This window comes from Flavobacterium terrisoli (assembly GCF_030167905.1).
In the GTDB taxonomy this organism is placed as follows: Bacteria; Bacteroidota; Bacteroidia; order Flavobacteriales; family Flavobacteriaceae; genus Flavobacterium; species Flavobacterium terrisoli.
The window spans coordinates 1-19,747 of the sequence record NZ_JARGNA010000006.1; the positions used below are offsets into that span (position 1 = coordinate 1).

Consider the following 19,747-nt stretch of genomic DNA (forward strand, 5'->3'; position numbering starts at 1 on the left):
ACACTCATGTTATACATGTACTGCGTGTAATGAGGATCTTGCTGTGCTCTTAACTCTGTTACTGCTAAAGCTAATACTGCAATGAAATATAGTTTCTTCATTTTGTTGTGTTTTATTTTAAATCCAAATTTGTTTGTCCTATTGTGCTCGTGTGGTTTTGTTTCATGGTTGGTTTGTCTGTTTTAGTGGTTATCTTTTTAAAGTAAAATGTGCCCTGAAGGTTTTCTCGCTGCCGTTTTCCAAATACTCAATGGTAAACCAATAATCATCGGCAAACATCATATGTCCGTTATAGGTTCCGTCCCAACCGGGCGTACTCGGACTGATTTGGGTGAGTATTTTGCCATAGCGGTCAAAAATGATGATTCGTGCATTGCCATTGACGCCTTTGATATTCCAGGTTTCATGAATGCCGTCGCCATTGGGTGTAAAATAATGAGGATAATTGATGATGGTTACCGTGGTGGATAAGTTGGTGCAATAGGTATCATCTACAACGGTAATCGTGTGTGTTCCTGAGGATACATCCGTAAAGATATTGGAGGATTGAAATTCACCGCCATCCAATTGGTATAGAAACGGACCGTCACCACCGACAACCGTAACAACAATTCTTGGGTTGTCACTAAAAGCAGAAGACTGATCAATGATTAAACTTTCACCCTGACTGGATTCGGTTATTTCGGCAAAAGCCAAATCGGAAACACAACCCGATACAAGGTGTGTTGCTATGACAGAATAAGTTCCGATCTGATAAGCATTGTAAAAACTATTGTGAGCAGTCGGAATAAGTGCTCCTTCAAAATACCACACAAAACTATACTGTGTCGGAGACAAATTAGTCGTTAGGGTGTGGAATTGTGATGAAGGCGTACTTCCGCTATTCAAACAAATTACACCGTCGGCAATCGTAGGTTTTGGGATAGGATAAACGGTGGCATTTATGGTTATCGGAAGACCAGCACAGCCACTATAGAAAGGCGTGACAATATAAGTTGCTGTGCCGTTTGCAGTATTGTTGTTGGTTAATGTTTGATTGATCTGATTTCCTGTTCCCGATGTGGAACCTGTAACTCCGGTTTGGGTTGCCGTCCATGAAAAGGTAGTTCCGGCAATGTCCGCAGTTAAGGTAATCGCGGTGGTTTCACCCGAACAATAATTTAAGCTTCCGGTGAAATTGGCAATCGGTGTTGGGTTTATCGAAACAGTTGCCGAACCGGAAACCGATTGGCTACAACCCAATGTTCCCGAAAGGGCGACACTTACTAATTGAAAAGTGGTATTTGAGGTAATATTTGGTGTAGTGACAGAAGCCTGACCCGAGGCGTTTAAGGTTATCGTTTGATTGGCACCGCCGTTAACCGTATAAGTCACGATGGCATTAGCCGTTCCGGTAAAACTGATGGTACTGGTTTGGTTGGCACAAACTGCTGTTGGATTCGCACTGATGGTTGCTGTTGGTAAAGCGACAACTGATATAGTAAAAGATTGAGACAGCAATTGCGTACAGGCGTTTGCTCCGGCTGAAGTAACACTGATCAGGTTACAAACCGTGGTGGAAGTTATATTTGAAATCACCGCAGTGGCTGTTCCTGCAGCATTTAAAACGACAGTCTGATTCGCGCCGCTATTGATGTTGTAAGTTACGGTAGCATTTGCGGTTCCGCTAAACGTGAGCGTTGCATTGCCACCATTGCAAACCGAAGTATTTCCGGAAACGGAAGCCGTTGCCGTTGAATTCACCGTGATTGCAGCCGAACCGGTTAAGGTTGCACTACAGGTGTTCAAAGCAACAGAAACCAAATGATAAGTGTTGTTTGCGGTCAAAGCCGGAGTCGTAAGCGTAGCTGAACCACTAGCGTTTAAAGTGATGGTTTGATAGGAACCGCTATCGATATTATAGGTCACAATCGCGTTTGGCGTTCCGTTAAAGGCAATCACGGCGGTACTTCCGGTGCAAACCGAATTGGTTCCGGAGATGGCCGCTGTCGGTTGGGAAATAATGGTAAGGCTAACAGGCACTCTGGTACTGTTGATACAGTTTGAACTTGTGTTGTATGTTTCGGCATAATAAGTCCCGGGAGTCGTTGGTGTAAATGAGGTTGAATTGGCTAATAATAAATTGCCACCGGTTGCAGCGTCATACCAATTCACTCCGTTTCCGGCAGTTGCTGTAACTGTAAGTGCCGGGATGGATTGATTGCTGCAAATGGTTTGGTCCCCATTGCTGACACTGTTTGTGGGTTGTGCCAAAAAAGAAACGGTAAATACGTTTGATAGGGTAGAACAAAACGGGTTGTTTATATTGGCGATGTCCTGTGCGATCTTGGTTCTGAAATAGGTTGTAGTGCTTAAGCTTGGAGTGGTGAGGTTTGCATGGGTTTCGCCCGGAATATCGGTCCAGATGCCGCCGTTTGTACTCGATTGCCATTGGTAAAAATAAGGTCCAACTCCGGCGGTAACCGCCTGTAATGCTATCGAAATTGGGGTTTGGCAGGTAACAAAAGTATCCCCAACAACCGATGGGCTTGTAATGGTTGTTAAATCACCACAAGACCTGAATTCAATGTCGTCGATGGCCAAATCGTTTCCGCAGCCACCCAAACCATTGTTTTTCATTTTCAGTACGACTGAGGTTTCACTAACAGTGGTAAAAACCAAGGCGAATTGCTGCCAAAGCGGTGCGGCACTTCCCATGATACTTCCTGTATTTCCTGAACCTAACAGTACTGTTTCGGTATCATTCCAGATTTCAAAACGAACATTGATAGGGATTTCACCGGCTCCGCAAAATCCCGAACCCGGATTGTAAATATTCATCAGCCAGGCCGAAAACTCAAAAGTAGTATTGGCACATAATCCGGTAACGGTTCTTTTGTAAAAATCACCCGTAGTACTGGCATTTGCATTGACAATCAAAGCCTTTCCGTTGGTTCCATTCATCGCATCGGGCGTATGGTCTAATGAATAATGCCAGGTGCTGTATAAATTGGTTCGGTAATACAACGTATAGCTTCCGTCATTTGGATTGCCTACGACAAAAGAATAATTGGTGATTCCGGCAGGCAAAGCCGGACCATAATTGGTTCCGTTACCAAAATTTTCACTAAAAATAGGATCACCTTTACTTCCGCCACAGAATCCTAGTTGGGAATACCCGGTGGCAGACAGCAATAAAAGCAAAAAGGAGAATATTTTTTTATAGTGATTCATTTATTTGGAATAGAACTAAAAATTAGGTCCTATAGGATTCTTTTTCTTTGTGAACCGATTGGTTTGGTTTTAGGTTATTAAATTAAATTGGGGCAATAAGGGCAAAAGGCTACTAATTATTGGACTCTGTTGATATAGATCCAGCCGGTTTCGGTTTTTAAATCGTCAAAATCGATTACGAAATAATAAGTGCCGTCCGGTAATTCGTCACCGTTATCCGATTGACCATACCATTCGTTTTCGTAATTGGCTTTAGAATAAACCTCCGAACCATAGCGGTTGAAAATTTTCAGTTGTTTTACATTATAACCTTCCAAATCAAAATTGTCATTCAGACCATCATTGTTGGCAGAAATTCCCTTTTGGATTCCACAAGTCGGTGAAAGGACATTGATGGTTTCCTGAGCACTACATCCGCCTTGGGTTAATACTAACTCATATATTCCGGGAGTTGAAATCACCACTTCAGCACCGTTTCCGATTTGAGTACCTGCCGGGTCAAACCAAGCATAAAGTGGATTGTTTGTATTGATTTCATCGGCAGTCAGCGTATAGCTTACACCATCACATCCTTCGGTTATTGCAAATTGAGGTGCCGGGTTTACCGTTATGGTAAGGGTTGAACCCAAAGCACATTGTCCGGCTGTTGGCGCAAAGGTATAAGTGGTTGTTGTTGTATTGTCTAAAGCCGGTGACCAGATTCCTGTAAAACCATTGGTTGATGTTGTTGGCAATGCACTTAAAGCGGTACCTGAACAAATAGGCGCCACAGGATCAAAAGTGGCCGCTACATTTTGGTTTACCGTTATGGTTAAGGTTGCATTTGAAACACAAGACTGTCCGGCTGTTGGCGTAAAGGTATAAGTGGTTGTCGCCATATTATTCAAGGCTGGTGACCAGGTTCCTGTAATTGCATTGGTGGAAGTGGTTGGCAAGGCATTCAATGTTTGACCCGCACAAATCGGAGCTACGGGATTGAACGTTGGCGTAGTAGCTGGATTTACCGTTACCGTTACCGTTTGTTGGTACAAACAAGTTACCGTTTCCTTAAAAGTAATATCATCTAAAGCGAAATCATTTCCGTAGTCTACAAAATTTCTATCGTAGATTACCATGTTTGCAGTGGTATTTGCGCCTGAATTCCAGTTGTATGATACCTGAGTCCACAAACAAGTGGCTCCCGGAGCGGTTAATGGTGCTCCTTGGGAAACGCCATTGATAAATACTTCCAATCGGGCCAAATTATCTGGAGATACTGAAGCTACATAATAAGAAAAAGTATAATTGGTGTTAGGCACTACATTAACCGGGTTTTGATTGCTCCAGGCGATTGTATTTCCTGTTGGGTCTGTTGATCCGTCAAATACCATTAAATTTCCGCTACCCGTTGTGTGGTCACCACAAGAAGAGAAAGGAGCAAACCATGCCGCCGGATTTGTAACGATATTATAAGAAGTTTGAACACCAAACGGGTTCGGGTCATCTACCTGTGTATATTCTGTTACGAATAAAGTGTTTCCCTGAGAGAAATCCCCATTTTGAATCAGATTCACCGGTGAAGAAACAGATCCTGATGTCACCGTATAAGTGGTGGTTTGTGTTGGGCTAACTGTTTGCGAAGCACCACTCGGATTGGTAAGAGAAGCATCAGGCGGACTGGCTGTCCAGTTATAGGAACCCGTTCCTCCGCTTGCGCTTAAGGTAGTTGAACTTCCGGAACATATCGTTACCGGAGCACTCACTACTAAATTGTTTGGAGCAGTCAGTACAATGCCTGTTTGAGTATATTGTTGACCGGCAGAATCTGAAACCGTTACATTATAGGTTCCTTCTCCTAAACCGGTAAAGATTCCATTGTTGTTGGTTTGAGTCGTTGTACCGGTTAAGACATAAGCGGTATAAGGCAAAGTACCACCCGTTAGGTTAACGGTGATAGAGCCATCAAGACTGGTTGGACAAGTTGGATTGGTTGAAGTATAGGAACCGACAAATGGAAGTCCGCCTTCCACGATAGAAAAGTCGTCTACCGCAAAATCATGTCCAATCGGTCCTGCATTATTGGTTTTTAAACGCACCATTACATTGTTGGCAGTCGCCACAAACGAATAAGCGATTCTTACCCAACCTTCCGAAGGCAGAGGAGCAAGCGTGTTTAAATTGGCGGGGTTTATATTATTGGCATTTACAAAAAAGGCACCAATACTTGCTCTGGTGGTATCATCTGTTGTTACCGCATTGGAAACAGATTTAATCCAGAAGCTGAAAGTATAAGTGGTTCCAGCTGTAAATCCTCCAATAGCACCACCGGTATTTCCTGTGGTCCAAAAGAATCTGTTAGCCAAAAGTGATCCGTCAAAAACTAACATATTACCGGTTCCGGTAGTGTGATCTCCTCCCACATTGTATGTGGAATTCATTAAAGCCGGATTGGTTGTTCTGGCATATTGGCCAGGATTGCTGGTTCCGGTAAGAGGATTAATCAAAGTATAGTCATGTACCATAAATCCAACACCGCTACCGCCAGTTTCAAAACCACCATTGGTTAGTATCTGTGCGTTTGAATTAATACTTCCTACAAGCAGCAAAAAGAATAATAAAGGTGTTTTTCTAAAAAAGTAGTGCAATTCTCTTTTCATAATTTATAAAATTTGTAGATTATAAAAATACTATATGTTTTTTTACACATATTTAAATTATATGATATAAAAACTATACAATTCCTATTTCTCATTAAACAACACAACAAATAATTATTTATTGTTTTAACTTTTGTCTGATGAGTTTTGACGTTTTATGCCCAATGTTGTAGTAATGTTAAGTTGGTTCAAACGTTTTCGTTGGTTTTTTTTCAGGTAATTAGAGAAAAATGTGTGTTATTGTTGTTAAAACCTTTACACAACAACCGTAAAAATAGAGGCTCAATTTTGGGTTTGTGAGTTCAAAATTCTCAATTTGTAATGGAATGAAGTAGGAAAAAGGGAAATCGATAGTATTACACACTTTTGATGACATAGGTCACAATACCCCAAATGATAAGTTTGTTTTCTTCTTCGATTTTGATGGGTTTGAAGTCTTGGTTTTCCGGCATCAGATAGACCGCGTCTTTTTCAATTTTGATGCGTTTTACGGTGAATTCTCCGTCGATAAAGCAAACCGCAATTTTGCCATTTCCGGGTTCCAGGCTTCGGTCGATGACCATAATATCACCATCATCAATACCGGCGCCAATCATAGAAGTTCCCGAAGCTTTGGCATAGAAAGTGGCTTCAAAGTTTTTGACCAGTACTTTGTCGAGACTAATTTGGCTTCCTTCAAAATCGGTGGCAGGTGAAGGGAAACCGGCTTTGATACCGCCGGCGAAATAGGGAATTTCCATTGCCGCATCCACATCCGGAGTGAAAAAAATAAGGTTATTTCGTTTTATCATAGATTCGTCAGTTCGAGTGATTCCGAGGTATTGGAATTGTATCGAGAACAGTTCAAAAAGCCAAAACTTCTCGATACATTTTTGGCAAAAATATTATTTTTTCTAACGGCTTTCAAGAGCCAAAAACACTCGAAGTGATGGTGTTTGTTTTATCGACATTGTATTTCCAGTATTTCCTTAAACTCAGTGGTGTATCTTTTCGACAGATGGTCTTGTTTCATTTTCCAGGTATGCTGTAAATCCTGATTGCCCAAGCGTATTTTGCGTTCGCCGGTCTTTTGATAATAGTCATCCATCACTTTCATGAGTTTTAAATGTTTTGGATTTTCCTCTTCAAAAAGATGCAGTTGTTTTCGATTTTCGGGAATCAATCCGGTTACAATGACACCTGCTTTGGAATAACGCTCGCCTTTTTCATACAATCTTTTCAAAAGTTTAATGGCTTCATTGCTGATGGTCAGGCTCGAATTACTGGCAAAGGGAAGTGTTACCATTTCACTGAAATAGATTCGGCCTCCGTCATTTCGGTGGTGTTTGTCTTTGATTAAAAGCACGACGATATTGTGGCAACAGGATTTTTGCGTTCGCAGTTTTTCGGCACAAACAGTCGCGAAAGTAGAAACCCGTTCCTTGATTTCGTTATAATCCGTAAGCTTGTATTTGAACATGCGGGTGATGGCAATGCTTTTCTTGTCGACTGTTGGATCATCCAGCTCCAATACCGGTTTGCCCTGAAGCTCCAGTCGCAAGCGAAGTCCGGTTACGCCCATAGTGGTTTTGATAAAACTTTCGTATTGCGGCAATGTAAAATCATAGGCGGTGTTGATGCCTTTGGCTTTCATTTTCTTTTTTAGCCGAAAACCAATACCCCAAACGTCTTCAATCTTGGTCCATTTTAAGGCTTTGATGCGTTTTTCTTCGGTATCGATGACATAGACGCCTTTCGTTTGTTCGGGAAACTTTCGGGCGATTTTATTGGCGACTTTCGACAAGGCTTTGCTTTCTCCAAAACCGACACATACCGGAATGCTGAGCCATTTCATGATACGGCTTTTCATCTGCAGACCACAATCATTATAATCAAAATCAGACTTGAAACCGTCAAAATTCAAAAAAGCTTCATCAATGCTGTAGACTTCAACATGAGGCGTAAAGCCGCCCAGTATTTTCATTACCCGATGACTCAAATCGCCATACAAAGGATAATTGGAAGAAAAAACGTGAATGCCTTTTTCCTTTAATTCCTGTCGAACCTGGTATTCGGGCACGCCCATCGGAATACCGAGTGCTTTGGCTTCGTCACTGCGCGAGATAATGCAGCCGTCGTTATTGGATAGAATAACAATCGGTTTCCCTACCAGTTGTGGCTGGAAAACACGTTCGCACGAAGCGTAAAAGTTATTGCAATCGACTAAAGCATACATGGTATAAAATTACGCAATAGTCGATAGTTTTTGTTGGATGTTGATAAATAAAAAACCATCAAAATGACTCTTGATGGTTTCCTGTATAATGAAGTAATGAACTTATTTAGTTCAATAAATTGGTTACAAATGACGGATAGATTCCAATCGCGATGTTTAATAGAATCGCCAATACCGCTACGAAGTAATACACAAACGGAACTGCTTGTTTTGCTTCGGTTGCTTCTTTGGTGTACATCGCCAAAATCAATTTGAAATAATAGCCTACACTGATGATTGAGTTGATAACCCCAACAATCACTAAGAATAAATAACCCGCTTTGATCGTATTGCTGAACAACATAAACTTAGCAAAGAATCCTGAGAAAATCGGGATTCCCGCCATCGATAAGAGCGAAGCCGTTAAGATGGCTGCCATCAATGGATTGGTTTTTCCAAGACCGTTGAAGTTGGCAATGCCTTCGTTGTCTTTGTTTCTTGTCACATAAATGATTACGGCAAAAGAAGCGATACCGGCTAGGGCGTAAGCTGCGGTATAATATAAAAGTGTACTTGCGGCTGTAGTTAAACTTAAAATTGCCATCAACATAAATCCGGCATGTGAAATACCCGAGAAAGCCAACATACGTTTTACATTATCCTGACGCAATGCCATGATATTTCCGATGGTCATTGACAGTATGGATACAATCACAATTACCATTTCAAAAGTTGGTGTCAATGAAGTCGTCATGCCGCTCAACAATTTGTATAAAGCGGCCATCGCTACCACTTTGGCCAACGTACTCATCGTAGCCGTTGTCATAGAAGGTGAGCCTTCATAAACATCCGGAGCCCAGAAGTGGAAAGGCGCAGCAGCAATTTTGAACAACATCCCGATAATCATCAAAGTGATTCCGATTGGAAACCAAATCGGTAATCCGGCACCTTGTGATAAATCGTGGATTTCAGCGATGTCAAAATAACCCGTCGCTCCGTAAACCAAACAGATTCCGAACAATAAAATCCCCGAAGCAAACGAACCCATTAGGAAATATTTCATTCCGGCTTCGTTGCTTTTTAGGTCTAATCTTCGGCTGGCAGCCAAGATGTATAACGCGATAGACAACACTTCAATGCCTAAGAAGAACATCGATAAGTTTCCGAAAGAAACCATCGCTACGGCTCCGGCCAAAAGGAATATTTTAATCGAAATGAAATCGGATAGTTTGGTTTGATGGTCTTTATAAAAATCTCCACTTAAGGCTACCAAGAAAATAGTCAGCACAATGAATAAGCTAGAGAATGCTACCGAGAATTTATCTACTGCAATCATGTTGTTGTAGTAAGACGCCGGTGTGTTGAATTCGGAAATGGTAAGTCCAAGAATCGCTAATAATCCAAGTATCGCAACCGGAACTAACAGCTTTCTTAAATTAAAGATTTCAGCGATAAGGCAAAAAACACCTAAACCTGATATGGCAATTAATGTATTCATTGGTAGGACTTAGTTATTAATATTGGTTAAAATTTCTTTTAAACTTGGCGTTACCAAATCCACTATCGGTTTTGGATACAATCCGAAGAATAACAAAAAGGCGATGATAACGACAAGCGTTATGGCTTCACTGGTGGTTACGTCGGCGAATACTTTGGTGTTGGTTTCGCCCAACATCACATTCTGGAACATTTTCAGCATATAGTAAGCACCCAAAATAATGGTTGTTCCACCTAAAACGGCAAACCAGATATTGGCCTGGCTCAAACTGTACAACACGGTAAACTCTCCGACGAAGTTGAATGTTCCCGGTAAGGCCACAGAAGCTAATACCAAAATCATAAACATCGAAGTGAACTTAGGCGTTTGTGAACGAATGCCACCTAAATCGGCAATGGTTCTGGTTTCGTATCTTCTGAAAATGATTTCAGCCGCAAAGAACAAACCTACGATTACAAAACCGTGGGCAATCATTTGCGAAACCGCGCCGCTTAATCCGTCAAGCGTTAGAGTATAACAACCTGCGGCAATTAAACCAACGTGTGCCAACGATGAATAAGCCAATAATTTCTTTAAATCTTTTTGGCGTAAAGCCACTATCGAACCATAAATTACACCGGCGATGCTCAATCCAATTAGAACCGGCATCCAACATTTAGCTGCATTTGGTGCGATTGGCAATTGCCAACGGATAACGCTGTACAATCCCATTTTCAACATGATCCCTGATAACAGCATCGTCCCAACAGTAGGTGCTTTTTGGTATACTTTCGCCTGCCAGGTATGGAAAGGAATGATTGGAATTTTAATGGCATAAGCCAAGAAGAAAGCGAAGAAAATCCAGCATTCTTCAGTAGCGGTTAAATCTAATTTGTATAAATCTTCCAAAAGGAAACTTCCGGCTTTTGAATACAAATAAGCAAAAGCGATTAGCATGAATAATGAACCTCCAAGCGTATAGATAAAGAATTTCAAGACCGCTTTTTTGCGTTCTTCGGCATCACCGTTACCCCAAATCAAAGCGATGAAGTAAATCGGGATCAAAGCCAATTCCCAGAATACATAGTATAATAATCCATCTGCTGCTAAGAATGTTCCGGTCATCGCAAAAGACATGAACAATACTAAGGCGTAGAAGTTTTTACTGTTGGCAAAACTGTTTCCAAACGAAGAAAAAACAATCAACGGCGTCAAGGCTGTAGTCAATAAAACCATCGCCATTGATAAACCATCGGCTTTGAAAGCTAAGGCTACTTTTGGGTTGTCAATCCAACTTCCCGTGAAACTGATGTCCGTTCCGTGAGTCAATAAGTTGAGTAAATACAAAGACAAGCCTAAAGCGCCCAAACTGAAAACCAGCGCGACTTTAGAAGCCAATTTGTCTCCGGCAAAAAATGTGGCAATCGAACCAACAAGAAGTAATAATAATATAGTAGTTACATCCATTATGTAAAAATTATTGCGCTACAGGCGTAGTGATAAATAAATAAGTTATGATGGCACAAACCCCAATCACAAAGGCGAAAAGGTATAAACCGATGTTTCCGTTTTGTAATTTCTTTCCTTGTGTTCCCAATCCGTTAGCCAAAGTTCCAAAACTGAAAACCACTTTGCCTAAAGCTGGCTCCAAGGTTGTTCTGAAGAAATTAGCCAAACCGTTGATTGGTTTCACAATTAAGAAAGTATAGAATTCATCCACATAATATTTGTTGTATACCGTTTTTGAAAAACCGGTAATGTCTACATCTTCTTTTGGCACAAACCCACTTTTGATGTATTTGGCATTCGCCCAAATAATACCCACGATAGCGCCCGCTAAAGCGATTCCCATCAACATAAATTCCTGCGTTCCTAAATGATGCGCTTCGTGTTTCGCCGCTAAAATTGGTTCCATGAAATGATTCAGCCACATACTTCCCGGTAAGTTAATCGCACCACCGATAACCGCTAAAATCGCTAAGATGATCAATGGAATGGTTATTAAACTTGGGCTTTCGTGTAAATGGTGTTTTTGTTCTTCGGTGCCTCTGAATTCTTTGAAGAATGTTAGGTACATCAATCGGAACATATAGAATGCGGTCATAATGGAAGCAATCGAAGCCACAATCCATAATACTTTATTGTGTTCAAAAGCCACCATTAAGATTTCGTCTTTTGACCAGAAACCTGCGAACGGGAAAATACCGGCAATCGCTAAGGTCGAAATCATCATCGTCCAGAAGGTGATTGGCATGGCTTTGCGCAAACCGCCCATTTTTCTCATGTCCTGTTCGCCATGCAATCCGTGGATTACCGAACCTGAACCTAAGAACAAACACGCTTTGAAGAATGCATGTGTGATTACGTGGAATACCGCTACGTTATACGCTCCAAGTCCTAAAGCGAGGAACATTAATCCCAATTGGGAAACGGTAGAGTAGGCCAATACCTTTTTAATATCGTTTTGTAATAAACCAATGGAAGCGGCTACTAAAGCGGTGGCAGCACCAACAATGGCAATTATATTTTGTACTTCCGGATGTAAGTCAAATAAGAAGTTCATTCTGGTCACCATAAAGATACCTGCGGTAACCATCGTAGCAGCGTGGATTAATGCCGAAACCGGTGTTGGACCAGCCATCGCATCGGGTAACCAAGTGTATAAAGGTAATTGAGCTGATTTACCACAAGCTCCGATGAACAAGCATAAAGCGGCAACAGACATTAAAGTCCAGCCTGGACTCTTAAGAACAACATTAGGAGACATCAAATGGCTTAATTGAACAAAATCGAGTGTGTTAAGCGCATATGCCAAAATAAACATTCCGATTAGGAAACCTAAATCCCCAATTCTGTTCATGATGAAAGCTTTCTTGGCGGCATCGTTATAGGGTTGGTTTTTATACCAGAATCCGATCAACAAATACGAACACAATCCAACGCCTTCCCAACCGATAAACATCACCAATAAGTTGCTTCCAACAACCAGCGTAATCATGAAGAATACGAACAGATTTAAATAGGCAAAGAACTTATGCATGTTCTCGTCGTCGTGCATATAACTGATAGAGTAGAGGTGAATCAACGAGCCGATTCCGGTTACGAATAACAACCACAATAAAGACAATTGGTCTAATAAAATCCCGAAGTCTAATTTGAAATTATGAACTGAAATCCAATCAAATAAAGAGATTTGAAATGGTTTTCCGTTTTGGTTCAATTGGGCAAAAAAGCAGATGCTCAATAAGAACGAAACCACTACGGTTAATGTTCCGATAGCACCGGCCACATTTCTGCTCACTTTTTTTCCAAAGAAAATATTGAAAAGAAATCCAACAAATGGAGATAAGAGTAATACTAAAGCTAAATTTGTTTCCATCCCAGATTATCCTTTTAAATTCTTTAAATTATCAATATCGATTGAGCCTAAGTTCCTGAAGACAGAAACCAATATGGCCAATCCTACGGCAACTTCCGCTGCGGCAACTGCCATCGAGAAAAACACGAATACTTGTCCTTCGGCATCCTGATGATACGTAGAAAAAGCTACAAACAATAAGTTCACCGCATTCAGCATGATTTCAATTGACATAAAAACAATGATGGCATTTCTGCGGTACAACACTCCGAAAACACCGATACAAAAAAGCAGTACCGAAAGGAAAATGTAGTTTTCTATTCCTATTTCATTTAAAATATTGTTCATTATTTCTTCTCCGTTTTTTCTTTTTTAGACAATAAAACCACACCAATCATCGCCACTAACAATAGGATAGAGGCAAATTCGAATGGCACCATATATTCGTTTAGCAATATCGTTCCCAGTTTTCTGATTGATTGGAAATCTTCACCTGATGTATCGTAATCACCCATGATGGTTTTGGAGTTGATGAAAATAGTCACCAAAACAATACTCATTAAAATGAAAACGACAATAGCCCCAAGTCTGGTAATTCTTGGTTTATGGACTTCATTTTCCTTATTTAAATTCATCAACATAATCGTAAACAGGAAGAGTACCATGATTGCACCCGAATACACTATAATATGTACAATGGCCAGGAACTGTGCGTTGAAAAGCAAGTAATGACCGGCAATCGAGAAAAAGCAAAGCACCAAATAAATCGCGCTGTGAATTGGGTTTTTACTGTAAATCGTCAAAAACGCCGTGGCCAAAGTAATGGCTGCTAAAAAGTAGAATGTAATTAATATTGGCGACATTAGTTAGCGTTTTTAAGTTGAGCGTTTTTCATGGCCATTTCCAAAGGCATAACCAGTTTATCTTTTCCGAAGATGAAATCTTCACGATCGTAATTCGCAGGAACCAATTCCTTAGAAATGGTTAGGTAAATAGCATCTTTTGGACAGGCTTCTTCACACAAACCACAGAAAATACAACGCAACATGTTGATTTCATAGATTTCGGCATATTTTTCTTCTCTGTACAGATGTTCTTCGCCTTTTTTGCGTTCGGCCGCTTTCATCGTGATGGCTTCCGCCGGACAGGCTAAGGCACACAATCCACAAGCCGTACAGTTTTCACGACCTTGTTCGTCGCGTTTCAACATGTGTTGACCACGGTAAACAGGGCTGAATTCACGGGTTTGCTCCGGATAATGAATCGTAGCTTTTTTTCTGAAAAAGTGTTTGATGGTAATCAGTAGGCCTTTGATGATGGCTACCAAATAGAGTCGCTCGAGGAACGTCATTTCCTTATTGGAAACTTGTTTCTTTTTACCCGAAAGCGATATACTTTGAATTGCTGTTGACATGATTGCTGTATCTTATTTAAAAGCTAAAATGCAAATTCCGGTTATTATTATATTCAAGATTGAAAGCGGAATTAAAATCTTCCAGCCTAAGTTCATCAATTGATCGTATCTGAAACGCGGGATGGTCCAACGCACCCACATAAAGAAGAAGATGAAGAAGCACAATTTGGCAAATAAAGCGGCGATTCCAATGACGTTCGCAATGTTGACGCCCCAATGTTCTACTGCCCAGCCCATTCCAGGATAGTTGTAACCACCAAAGAATAAAACGGCAATAATCGTTGAAGAGATAAACATATTAGCGTATTCCGCAAACAGGTAGAATCCCATTTTCATCGAAGAATATTCGGTGTGATAACCACCAATCAATTCCGATTCACATTCTGCCAAGTCAAATGGTGTTCTGTTGGTTTCGGCGAAAGCACAAATCAGGAAGATTAAGAAGGATAACGGTTGGTAGAATACATTCCAGTGAAAGCCGTATTGTTGTGCTGAAATTTCCTTTAAGCTCAAAGTTCCGGTCATCATCAATAAGGCAATCATCGATAATCCCATCGCTACTTCATAAGAAACCATTTGCGAAGCCGCACGAACAGCACCCATCAAAGAGAACTTGTTGTTCGAAGCCCAGCCACCAATCATGATGCCGTAAACACCGATAGAAACTACGGCAAAAATGTACAATAATGCACTATCCGTATCGGTAGCTTGTAGTTGAACTGTTCTTCCGAAGATTTCCAGTTTATCACCCCATGGAATTACGGCGCTCGTCATCAAGGCCGCACTCATGGCAATGGCTGGTCCTAAAAAGAAAAGGAATTTATTTTTGGTATCCGGTTCGAATTCTTCTTTGGCGAATAATTTCATACCATCGGCAAGCGGTTGTAATAATCCACCCCAACCGGCGCGGTTTGGTCCAACTCTGTCTTGCAAATAAGCCGCAACTTTACGTTCGGCCCAAGTGGAATACATCGCCATGACCATGGTTATGGCAAAAACCACAACGATTAAAACACTTTTTTCTATAATAAAGGCACTATCCATTTTTCTTAGAGTTTACTGGGTTACCATCTATTTTTTCGTTGTAATCAATGTCAGCCATACTGATTTTTTTGCGGTCGATATCTCTTCCCTGAAGGATTCCTTTTTCGGTTTCGATCACTACAGTATCTGTTTTTCCGAAATATTTATTTTGGTTGATTACCGAATCTTTTTCGAATTTACGAGGTCCTTCGATTACCCAGTCGGCAACGTCTTTTTTGTCAAAACGACAAGTGTTACAGATGAACTCTTCCACTTCGTGGTATTCATCTTTACGGGCAGTAACTCTTTGAATTTCGTTACCAAACATCCAAACGGTCGTTTTCCCACAACATTTATCACAATCCCTGTGGGCATTGAAAGGTTTGTTAAACCAAACTCTCGATTTGAATCGGAAAGTCTTATCGGTCAAAGCGCCAACCGGACAAACATCAATCATGTTTCCTGAGAATTCGTTATCGATTGCGGTTGAAATGCAAGTTGAAATTTGCGAGTGATCGCCACGATTCAACACGCCATGAACTCTTTTGTCGGTCAATTGATCGGCTACTTCCACACAACGTTGGCAAACAATGCAACGGTTCATGTGCAATTGAATTTTGTCCCCGATATCTTCCGGTTCGAAAGTTCTTTTCTCTTCAATAAAACGTTGTTGTAATTTTCCGTGTTCGAAACTTAAATTTTGCAAATCACATTCGCCTGCCTGGTCACAAACCGGACAATCCAATGGGTGATTGATCAAAAGGAATTCTGTTACGGCTTTGCGGGCTTCAAAAACACGGTCTGAACCTTTGCTGGCGACTTCCATTCCGTCCTGACAACCGGTTACACAAGACGCTACCAATTTTGGCATTGGTCTTGGATCGGCTTCACTTCCTTTGGTTACATCCACCAAACAACAACGACATTTTCCGCCGGTTCCTTCTAGTTTCGAATAATAACACATGGCTGGCGGAACAGATTCTCCACCAATCATACGAGCAGCCTGCAGGATAGTTGTTCCTGGTGCTACTTCAATTTCTTGACCGTCTATGGTTACTTTCATTTACCAATATTTAACTCCTATGGAGTATTTTAATACTAATGTTTATTCTTTAGCCCCGATTGCAACTGGCTGCCATGCAGCGTGGAAAGCGGGAAAATGGATGGCAAAAACGCCCGAGCCATTCGCTCTAATTTATTTTAAACTTCTTGCTTTGTGATTAAGTGCTTTACCTTTTCAAAAGGTTCAGCCACAAAGTGATCTCTATTTTTAATTTTTTCAGGGAAACGAATATGGTATTCAAACTCGTCTCTGAAGTGACGAATTGCCGCAGCAACCGGCCATGAAGCCGCATCACCTAAAGGACAAATCGTATTTCCTTCAATTTTGGATTGGATGCTCCATAACAATTCAATGTCTTCTTCGCGTCCTTGTCCGTTTTCGATTCTCCACAATACTTTTTCCAACCAACCCGTTCCTTCACGACAAGGTGTACATTGACCGCAAGATTCATGGTGATAGAAACGGGAGAAATTCCAGGTATTGCGAACGATACAAGCTCTATCATCATAAACGATAAATCCTCCAGAACCTAACATCGAACCCGTTGCAAAGCCACCATCAGCCAAACTTTCGTAAGTCATCAAACGGTCTTCACCTGCAGCGGTTTTGTAGATTAAATTGGCAGGAAGAATTGGCACCGAAGAACCTCCGGGAACTAGAGCCTTTAAAGGTCTGTCCGTTTGCATTCCGCCACAATACTCATCAGAATTCATGAATTCGTAAACAGAAACGCCCAATTCAATTTCGTAAACGCCTTGATTTTTAATATTTCCGGAAGCCGAAATTAATTTGGTTCCAGTCGAACGACCAATCCCAATTCCGGCATAATCAGCCCCTGAATTGTTGACAATCCATGGCACAGCCGCTATCGTTTCTACGTTATTGACTACGGTTGGATTTTGCCAAAGACCTTTCACAGCAGGAAATGGTGGTTTCAAACGAGGATTACCACGTTTTCCTTCCAAGCTTTCGATTAAGGCAGTTTCTTCACCACAGATGTAAGCACCGCCACCAATTTGGACATACAATTCCAAATCGTAGCCTGAGCCTAATATATTTTTACCCAACCACCCGGCAGCTTTCGCTTCGGCGATGGCTTTTTCTAAAATTTTGTACACCCACATGTATTCTCCACGGATGTAGATGTAGGATAGGTTGGCACCCAAAGCATAACTCGACGTAATCATTCCTTCAATCAAAAGATGCGGAATGTATTCCATTAAGTAACGGTCTTTGAAAGTTCCCGGTTCCGACTCATCGGCGTTACACACCAAGTGTCTTGGATTACCCGATTTTTTGTCGATAAAACTCCATTTCATTCCGGCAGGGAAGCCTGCGCCACCACGACCACGTAATCCTGAAGTTTTTACTTCTTCGACTACTTCATCCGGAGTCATTTTTTTCAGGGCTTTTTCCACCGAAGCATAACCACCTTCACGACGATACACTTCATAGGTTTTGATACCCGGAACGTTGATTTTGTCTAATAATATTTTTCTTCCCATGATATTATTTATCGTGTAAAGTGATTTTTCCGTCTTTGCAATCAGCGATTAACTGATCTACTTTTTCTTTGGTCAAATGTTCTTGGTAGAAATCACCTAACTGCATCATTGGTGCATAACCACAAGCGCCTAAACATTCTACACCGCGCACTTCAAACATCCCGTCTGCGGTTGGTTCGCCGATACCTACGCCCAATTTGGAACAGGTATAATCCATCAAATCTTCTACGCCGTTTTGACAACAGGCGGCAGTTTGACAGAATTCGAACATGTATTTTCCGATGGGTCTTTGGTTGAACATAGTATAAAAAGTAACTACTTCATATACTTCGATTGGCAATATTTCTAAGATTTCAGCAACTTTGTTTTGCAATTCGATACTCAACCAGTTGTCGTGAGCATCCTGAACTTCGTGTAAAACAGGTAATAGTGCTGATTTCTTTTTATCGGCAGGATAATGACTGATTAACTCATTGATGCGAGCCATCAACGGTTCAGTAATGTTTATCTCTTGTTTGATATGTGATCTTTCCATTTGTATTATTTTAAATTTTGAATTATAAATTTTAAATGTTTGGAATAATTTAGAATTTAAAATTCATCATTTATAATTTCCTTTAGGCGTCTAATTCGCCTGCAATTACATTTAAACTTGATAATATTACGATAGCATCAGACAACATGGCTCCTTTTATCATTTCCGGATAGGCTTGATAAAAAATGAAACAAGGTCTTCTGAATTTTAATCGGTATGGTGTTCTGCTTCCGTCAGTCGTTAGATAGAAACCTAATTCTCCGTTTCCGCCTTCAACCGCATGATAGATTTCGTCAACAGGAACCGGAACTTCACCCATCACAATTTTGAAGTGATAGATTAAGCTTTCCATATTGGTATAAACGTCTTCTTTTGGAGGTAAATAATAATCGGGAACGTCAGCGTGGATTGGGCCTTCCGGTAATTTCGCCAAAGCTTGTCTGATAATGCTCAAACTTTCCCAAACTTCTGCGTTACGCACACAGAATCTGTCATAAGTATCTCCTGATTTTCCAACCGGAACATCAAATTCAAAATCTTCATAAGAAGAATACGGTGCAGCTTTGCGAACGTCATAATCGATTCCGGCTGCGCGTAAATTTGGACCGGTAAATCCGTAACCCATGGCTTGTTCAGGGGTAAGCGGACCAACATTAACGGTACGGTCTATAAAGATTCTGTTTCTTTCAAAAAGGTTTTCAAATTCTTTCCAGGCTACCGGAAATTCTTCAAGGAAAGTGTTTAGCAATTCAAAGGCTTTTGGTGACCAATCTCTTTCGAAACCGCCGATTCTTCCCATATTGGTGGTCAAACGGGCACCACAAATTTCTTCGTAAATCTCGTATACTTTTTCTCTAAATTGGAACACATACAAGAAACCGGTATAAGCTCCGGTGTCAACCCCTAAAATCGAATTACAGATTAAGTGGTCTGTAATTCTGGCCAATTCCATTACGATAACTCTTAAATATTGGGCTCTTTTGGGAACATCAATACTTAATAATTTTTCTACCGACATCCACCAACCCATATTATTGATAGGCGAAGAACAGTAGTTCATGCGGTCAGTCAATACGTTGATTTGGTAAAACGGACGGTTTTCGGCAATTTTTTCAAACGCACGGTGAATGTAACCTACAGTTGGCTCGGCATCTAGGATTCTTTCACCATCCATCAATAAGATGTTTTGGAAAATTCCGTGAGTCGCCGGGTGTGTTGGTCCCAAGTTCAATATAGAAAGTTCGCTTCCGTCTTCGTTGCGTTTCTTTTCTATGACTTTAGCATATCGATGCTCTGGTGATAATAATAAATCTGACATTTATAATGTTG

Annotated in this window: 15 protein-coding genes; all 15 read right to left on the reverse strand. The window is 40.9% G+C overall.

The window, feature by feature from the left end; genetic code table 11:
- Positions 1–189: 189 nt before the first annotated feature.
- The 15 genes from P1K33_RS09070 to P1K33_RS09140 all read right to left on the reverse strand — a co-directional run bounded on the left by P1K33_RS09070 (position 190) and on the right by P1K33_RS09140 (position 19,736).
- Positions 190–3,213, reverse strand: a complete 3,024-nt coding sequence (locus P1K33_RS09070; protein ID WP_284652637.1) for a T9SS type B sorting domain-containing protein — start codon at positions 3,211–3,213, stop codon at positions 190–192.
- A 116-nt stretch (positions 3,214–3,329) separates the two neighbouring features.
- A complete protein-coding gene (locus P1K33_RS09075; protein ID WP_284652638.1) occupies positions 3,330–5,849 on the reverse strand; it encodes a T9SS type B sorting domain-containing protein in 2,520 nt (839 codons plus the stop codon).
- A gap of 356 nt (positions 5,850–6,205) precedes the next feature.
- A complete protein-coding gene (locus tag P1K33_RS09080) occupies positions 6,206–6,640 on the reverse strand; it encodes a LexA family protein (RefSeq protein ID WP_284652639.1) in 435 nt (144 codons plus the stop codon).
- Between the two features lie 149 nt (positions 6,641–6,789).
- A complete protein-coding gene (locus P1K33_RS09085; protein WP_284652640.1) occupies positions 6,790–8,064 on the reverse strand; it encodes a Y-family DNA polymerase in 1,275 nt (424 codons plus the stop codon).
- A 106-nt stretch (positions 8,065–8,170) separates the two neighbouring features.
- On the reverse strand, positions 8,171–9,541 hold the full coding sequence (locus P1K33_RS09090) for an NADH-quinone oxidoreductase subunit N (RefSeq protein ID WP_284652641.1): 1,371 nt from the start codon (positions 9,539–9,541) through the stop codon (positions 8,171–8,173).
- A 9-nt stretch (positions 9,542–9,550) separates the two neighbouring features.
- On the reverse strand, positions 9,551–10,987 hold the full coding sequence (locus tag P1K33_RS09095) for a complex I subunit 4 family protein (RefSeq protein ID WP_284652642.1): 1,437 nt from the start codon (positions 10,985–10,987) through the stop codon (positions 9,551–9,553).
- Positions 10,988–10,997: 10 nt separating this feature from the next.
- Complete coding sequence (gene nuoL / locus P1K33_RS09100) at positions 10,998–12,899, reverse strand: NADH-quinone oxidoreductase subunit L (protein ID WP_284652643.1); 1,902 nt, start codon at positions 12,897–12,899, stop codon at positions 10,998–11,000.
- Positions 12,900–12,905: 6 nt separating this feature from the next.
- Positions 12,906–13,226 (reverse strand): NADH-quinone oxidoreductase subunit NuoK, encoded by a 321-nt coding sequence (gene nuoK, locus P1K33_RS09105; protein WP_131474937.1) that lies wholly within the window; start codon positions 13,224–13,226, stop codon positions 12,906–12,908.
- Positions 13,226–13,741, reverse strand: a complete 516-nt coding sequence (locus P1K33_RS09110; RefSeq protein WP_284652644.1) for an NADH-quinone oxidoreductase subunit J family protein — start codon at positions 13,739–13,741, stop codon at positions 13,226–13,228. The genes nuoK and P1K33_RS09110 overlap by 1 nt, the downstream gene beginning before the upstream one ends.
- Positions 13,741–14,292 (reverse strand): NuoI/complex I 23 kDa subunit family protein, encoded by a 552-nt coding sequence (locus tag P1K33_RS09115; RefSeq protein WP_284652645.1) that lies wholly within the window; start codon positions 14,290–14,292, stop codon positions 13,741–13,743. The genes P1K33_RS09110 and P1K33_RS09115 overlap by 1 nt, the downstream gene beginning before the upstream one ends.
- Before the next feature lie 12 nt (positions 14,293–14,304).
- Positions 14,305–15,336, reverse strand: a complete 1,032-nt coding sequence (gene nuoH, locus P1K33_RS09120; RefSeq protein ID WP_284652646.1) for an NADH-quinone oxidoreductase subunit NuoH — start codon at positions 15,334–15,336, stop codon at positions 14,305–14,307.
- Positions 15,329–16,378, reverse strand: coding sequence for an NADH-quinone oxidoreductase subunit G (locus tag P1K33_RS09125; protein ID WP_284652647.1), 1,050 nt, complete (start codon positions 16,376–16,378; stop codon positions 15,329–15,331). The genes nuoH and P1K33_RS09125 overlap by 8 nt, the downstream gene beginning before the upstream one ends.
- Positions 16,379–16,515: 137 nt before the next feature.
- Positions 16,516–17,883, reverse strand: a complete 1,368-nt coding sequence (gene nuoF / locus P1K33_RS09130) for an NADH-quinone oxidoreductase subunit NuoF (RefSeq protein WP_284652648.1) — start codon at positions 17,881–17,883, stop codon at positions 16,516–16,518.
- 4 nt (positions 17,884–17,887) lie between these two features.
- Positions 17,888–18,418, reverse strand: a complete 531-nt coding sequence (locus P1K33_RS09135; protein ID WP_162126699.1) for a complex I 24 kDa subunit family protein — start codon at positions 18,416–18,418, stop codon at positions 17,888–17,890.
- 82 nt (positions 18,419–18,500) lie between these two features.
- Positions 18,501–19,736, reverse strand: coding sequence for an NADH-quinone oxidoreductase subunit D (locus tag P1K33_RS09140; protein WP_284652649.1), 1,236 nt, complete (start codon positions 19,734–19,736; stop codon positions 18,501–18,503).
- Between the last annotated feature and the right edge of the window lie 11 nt (positions 19,737–19,747).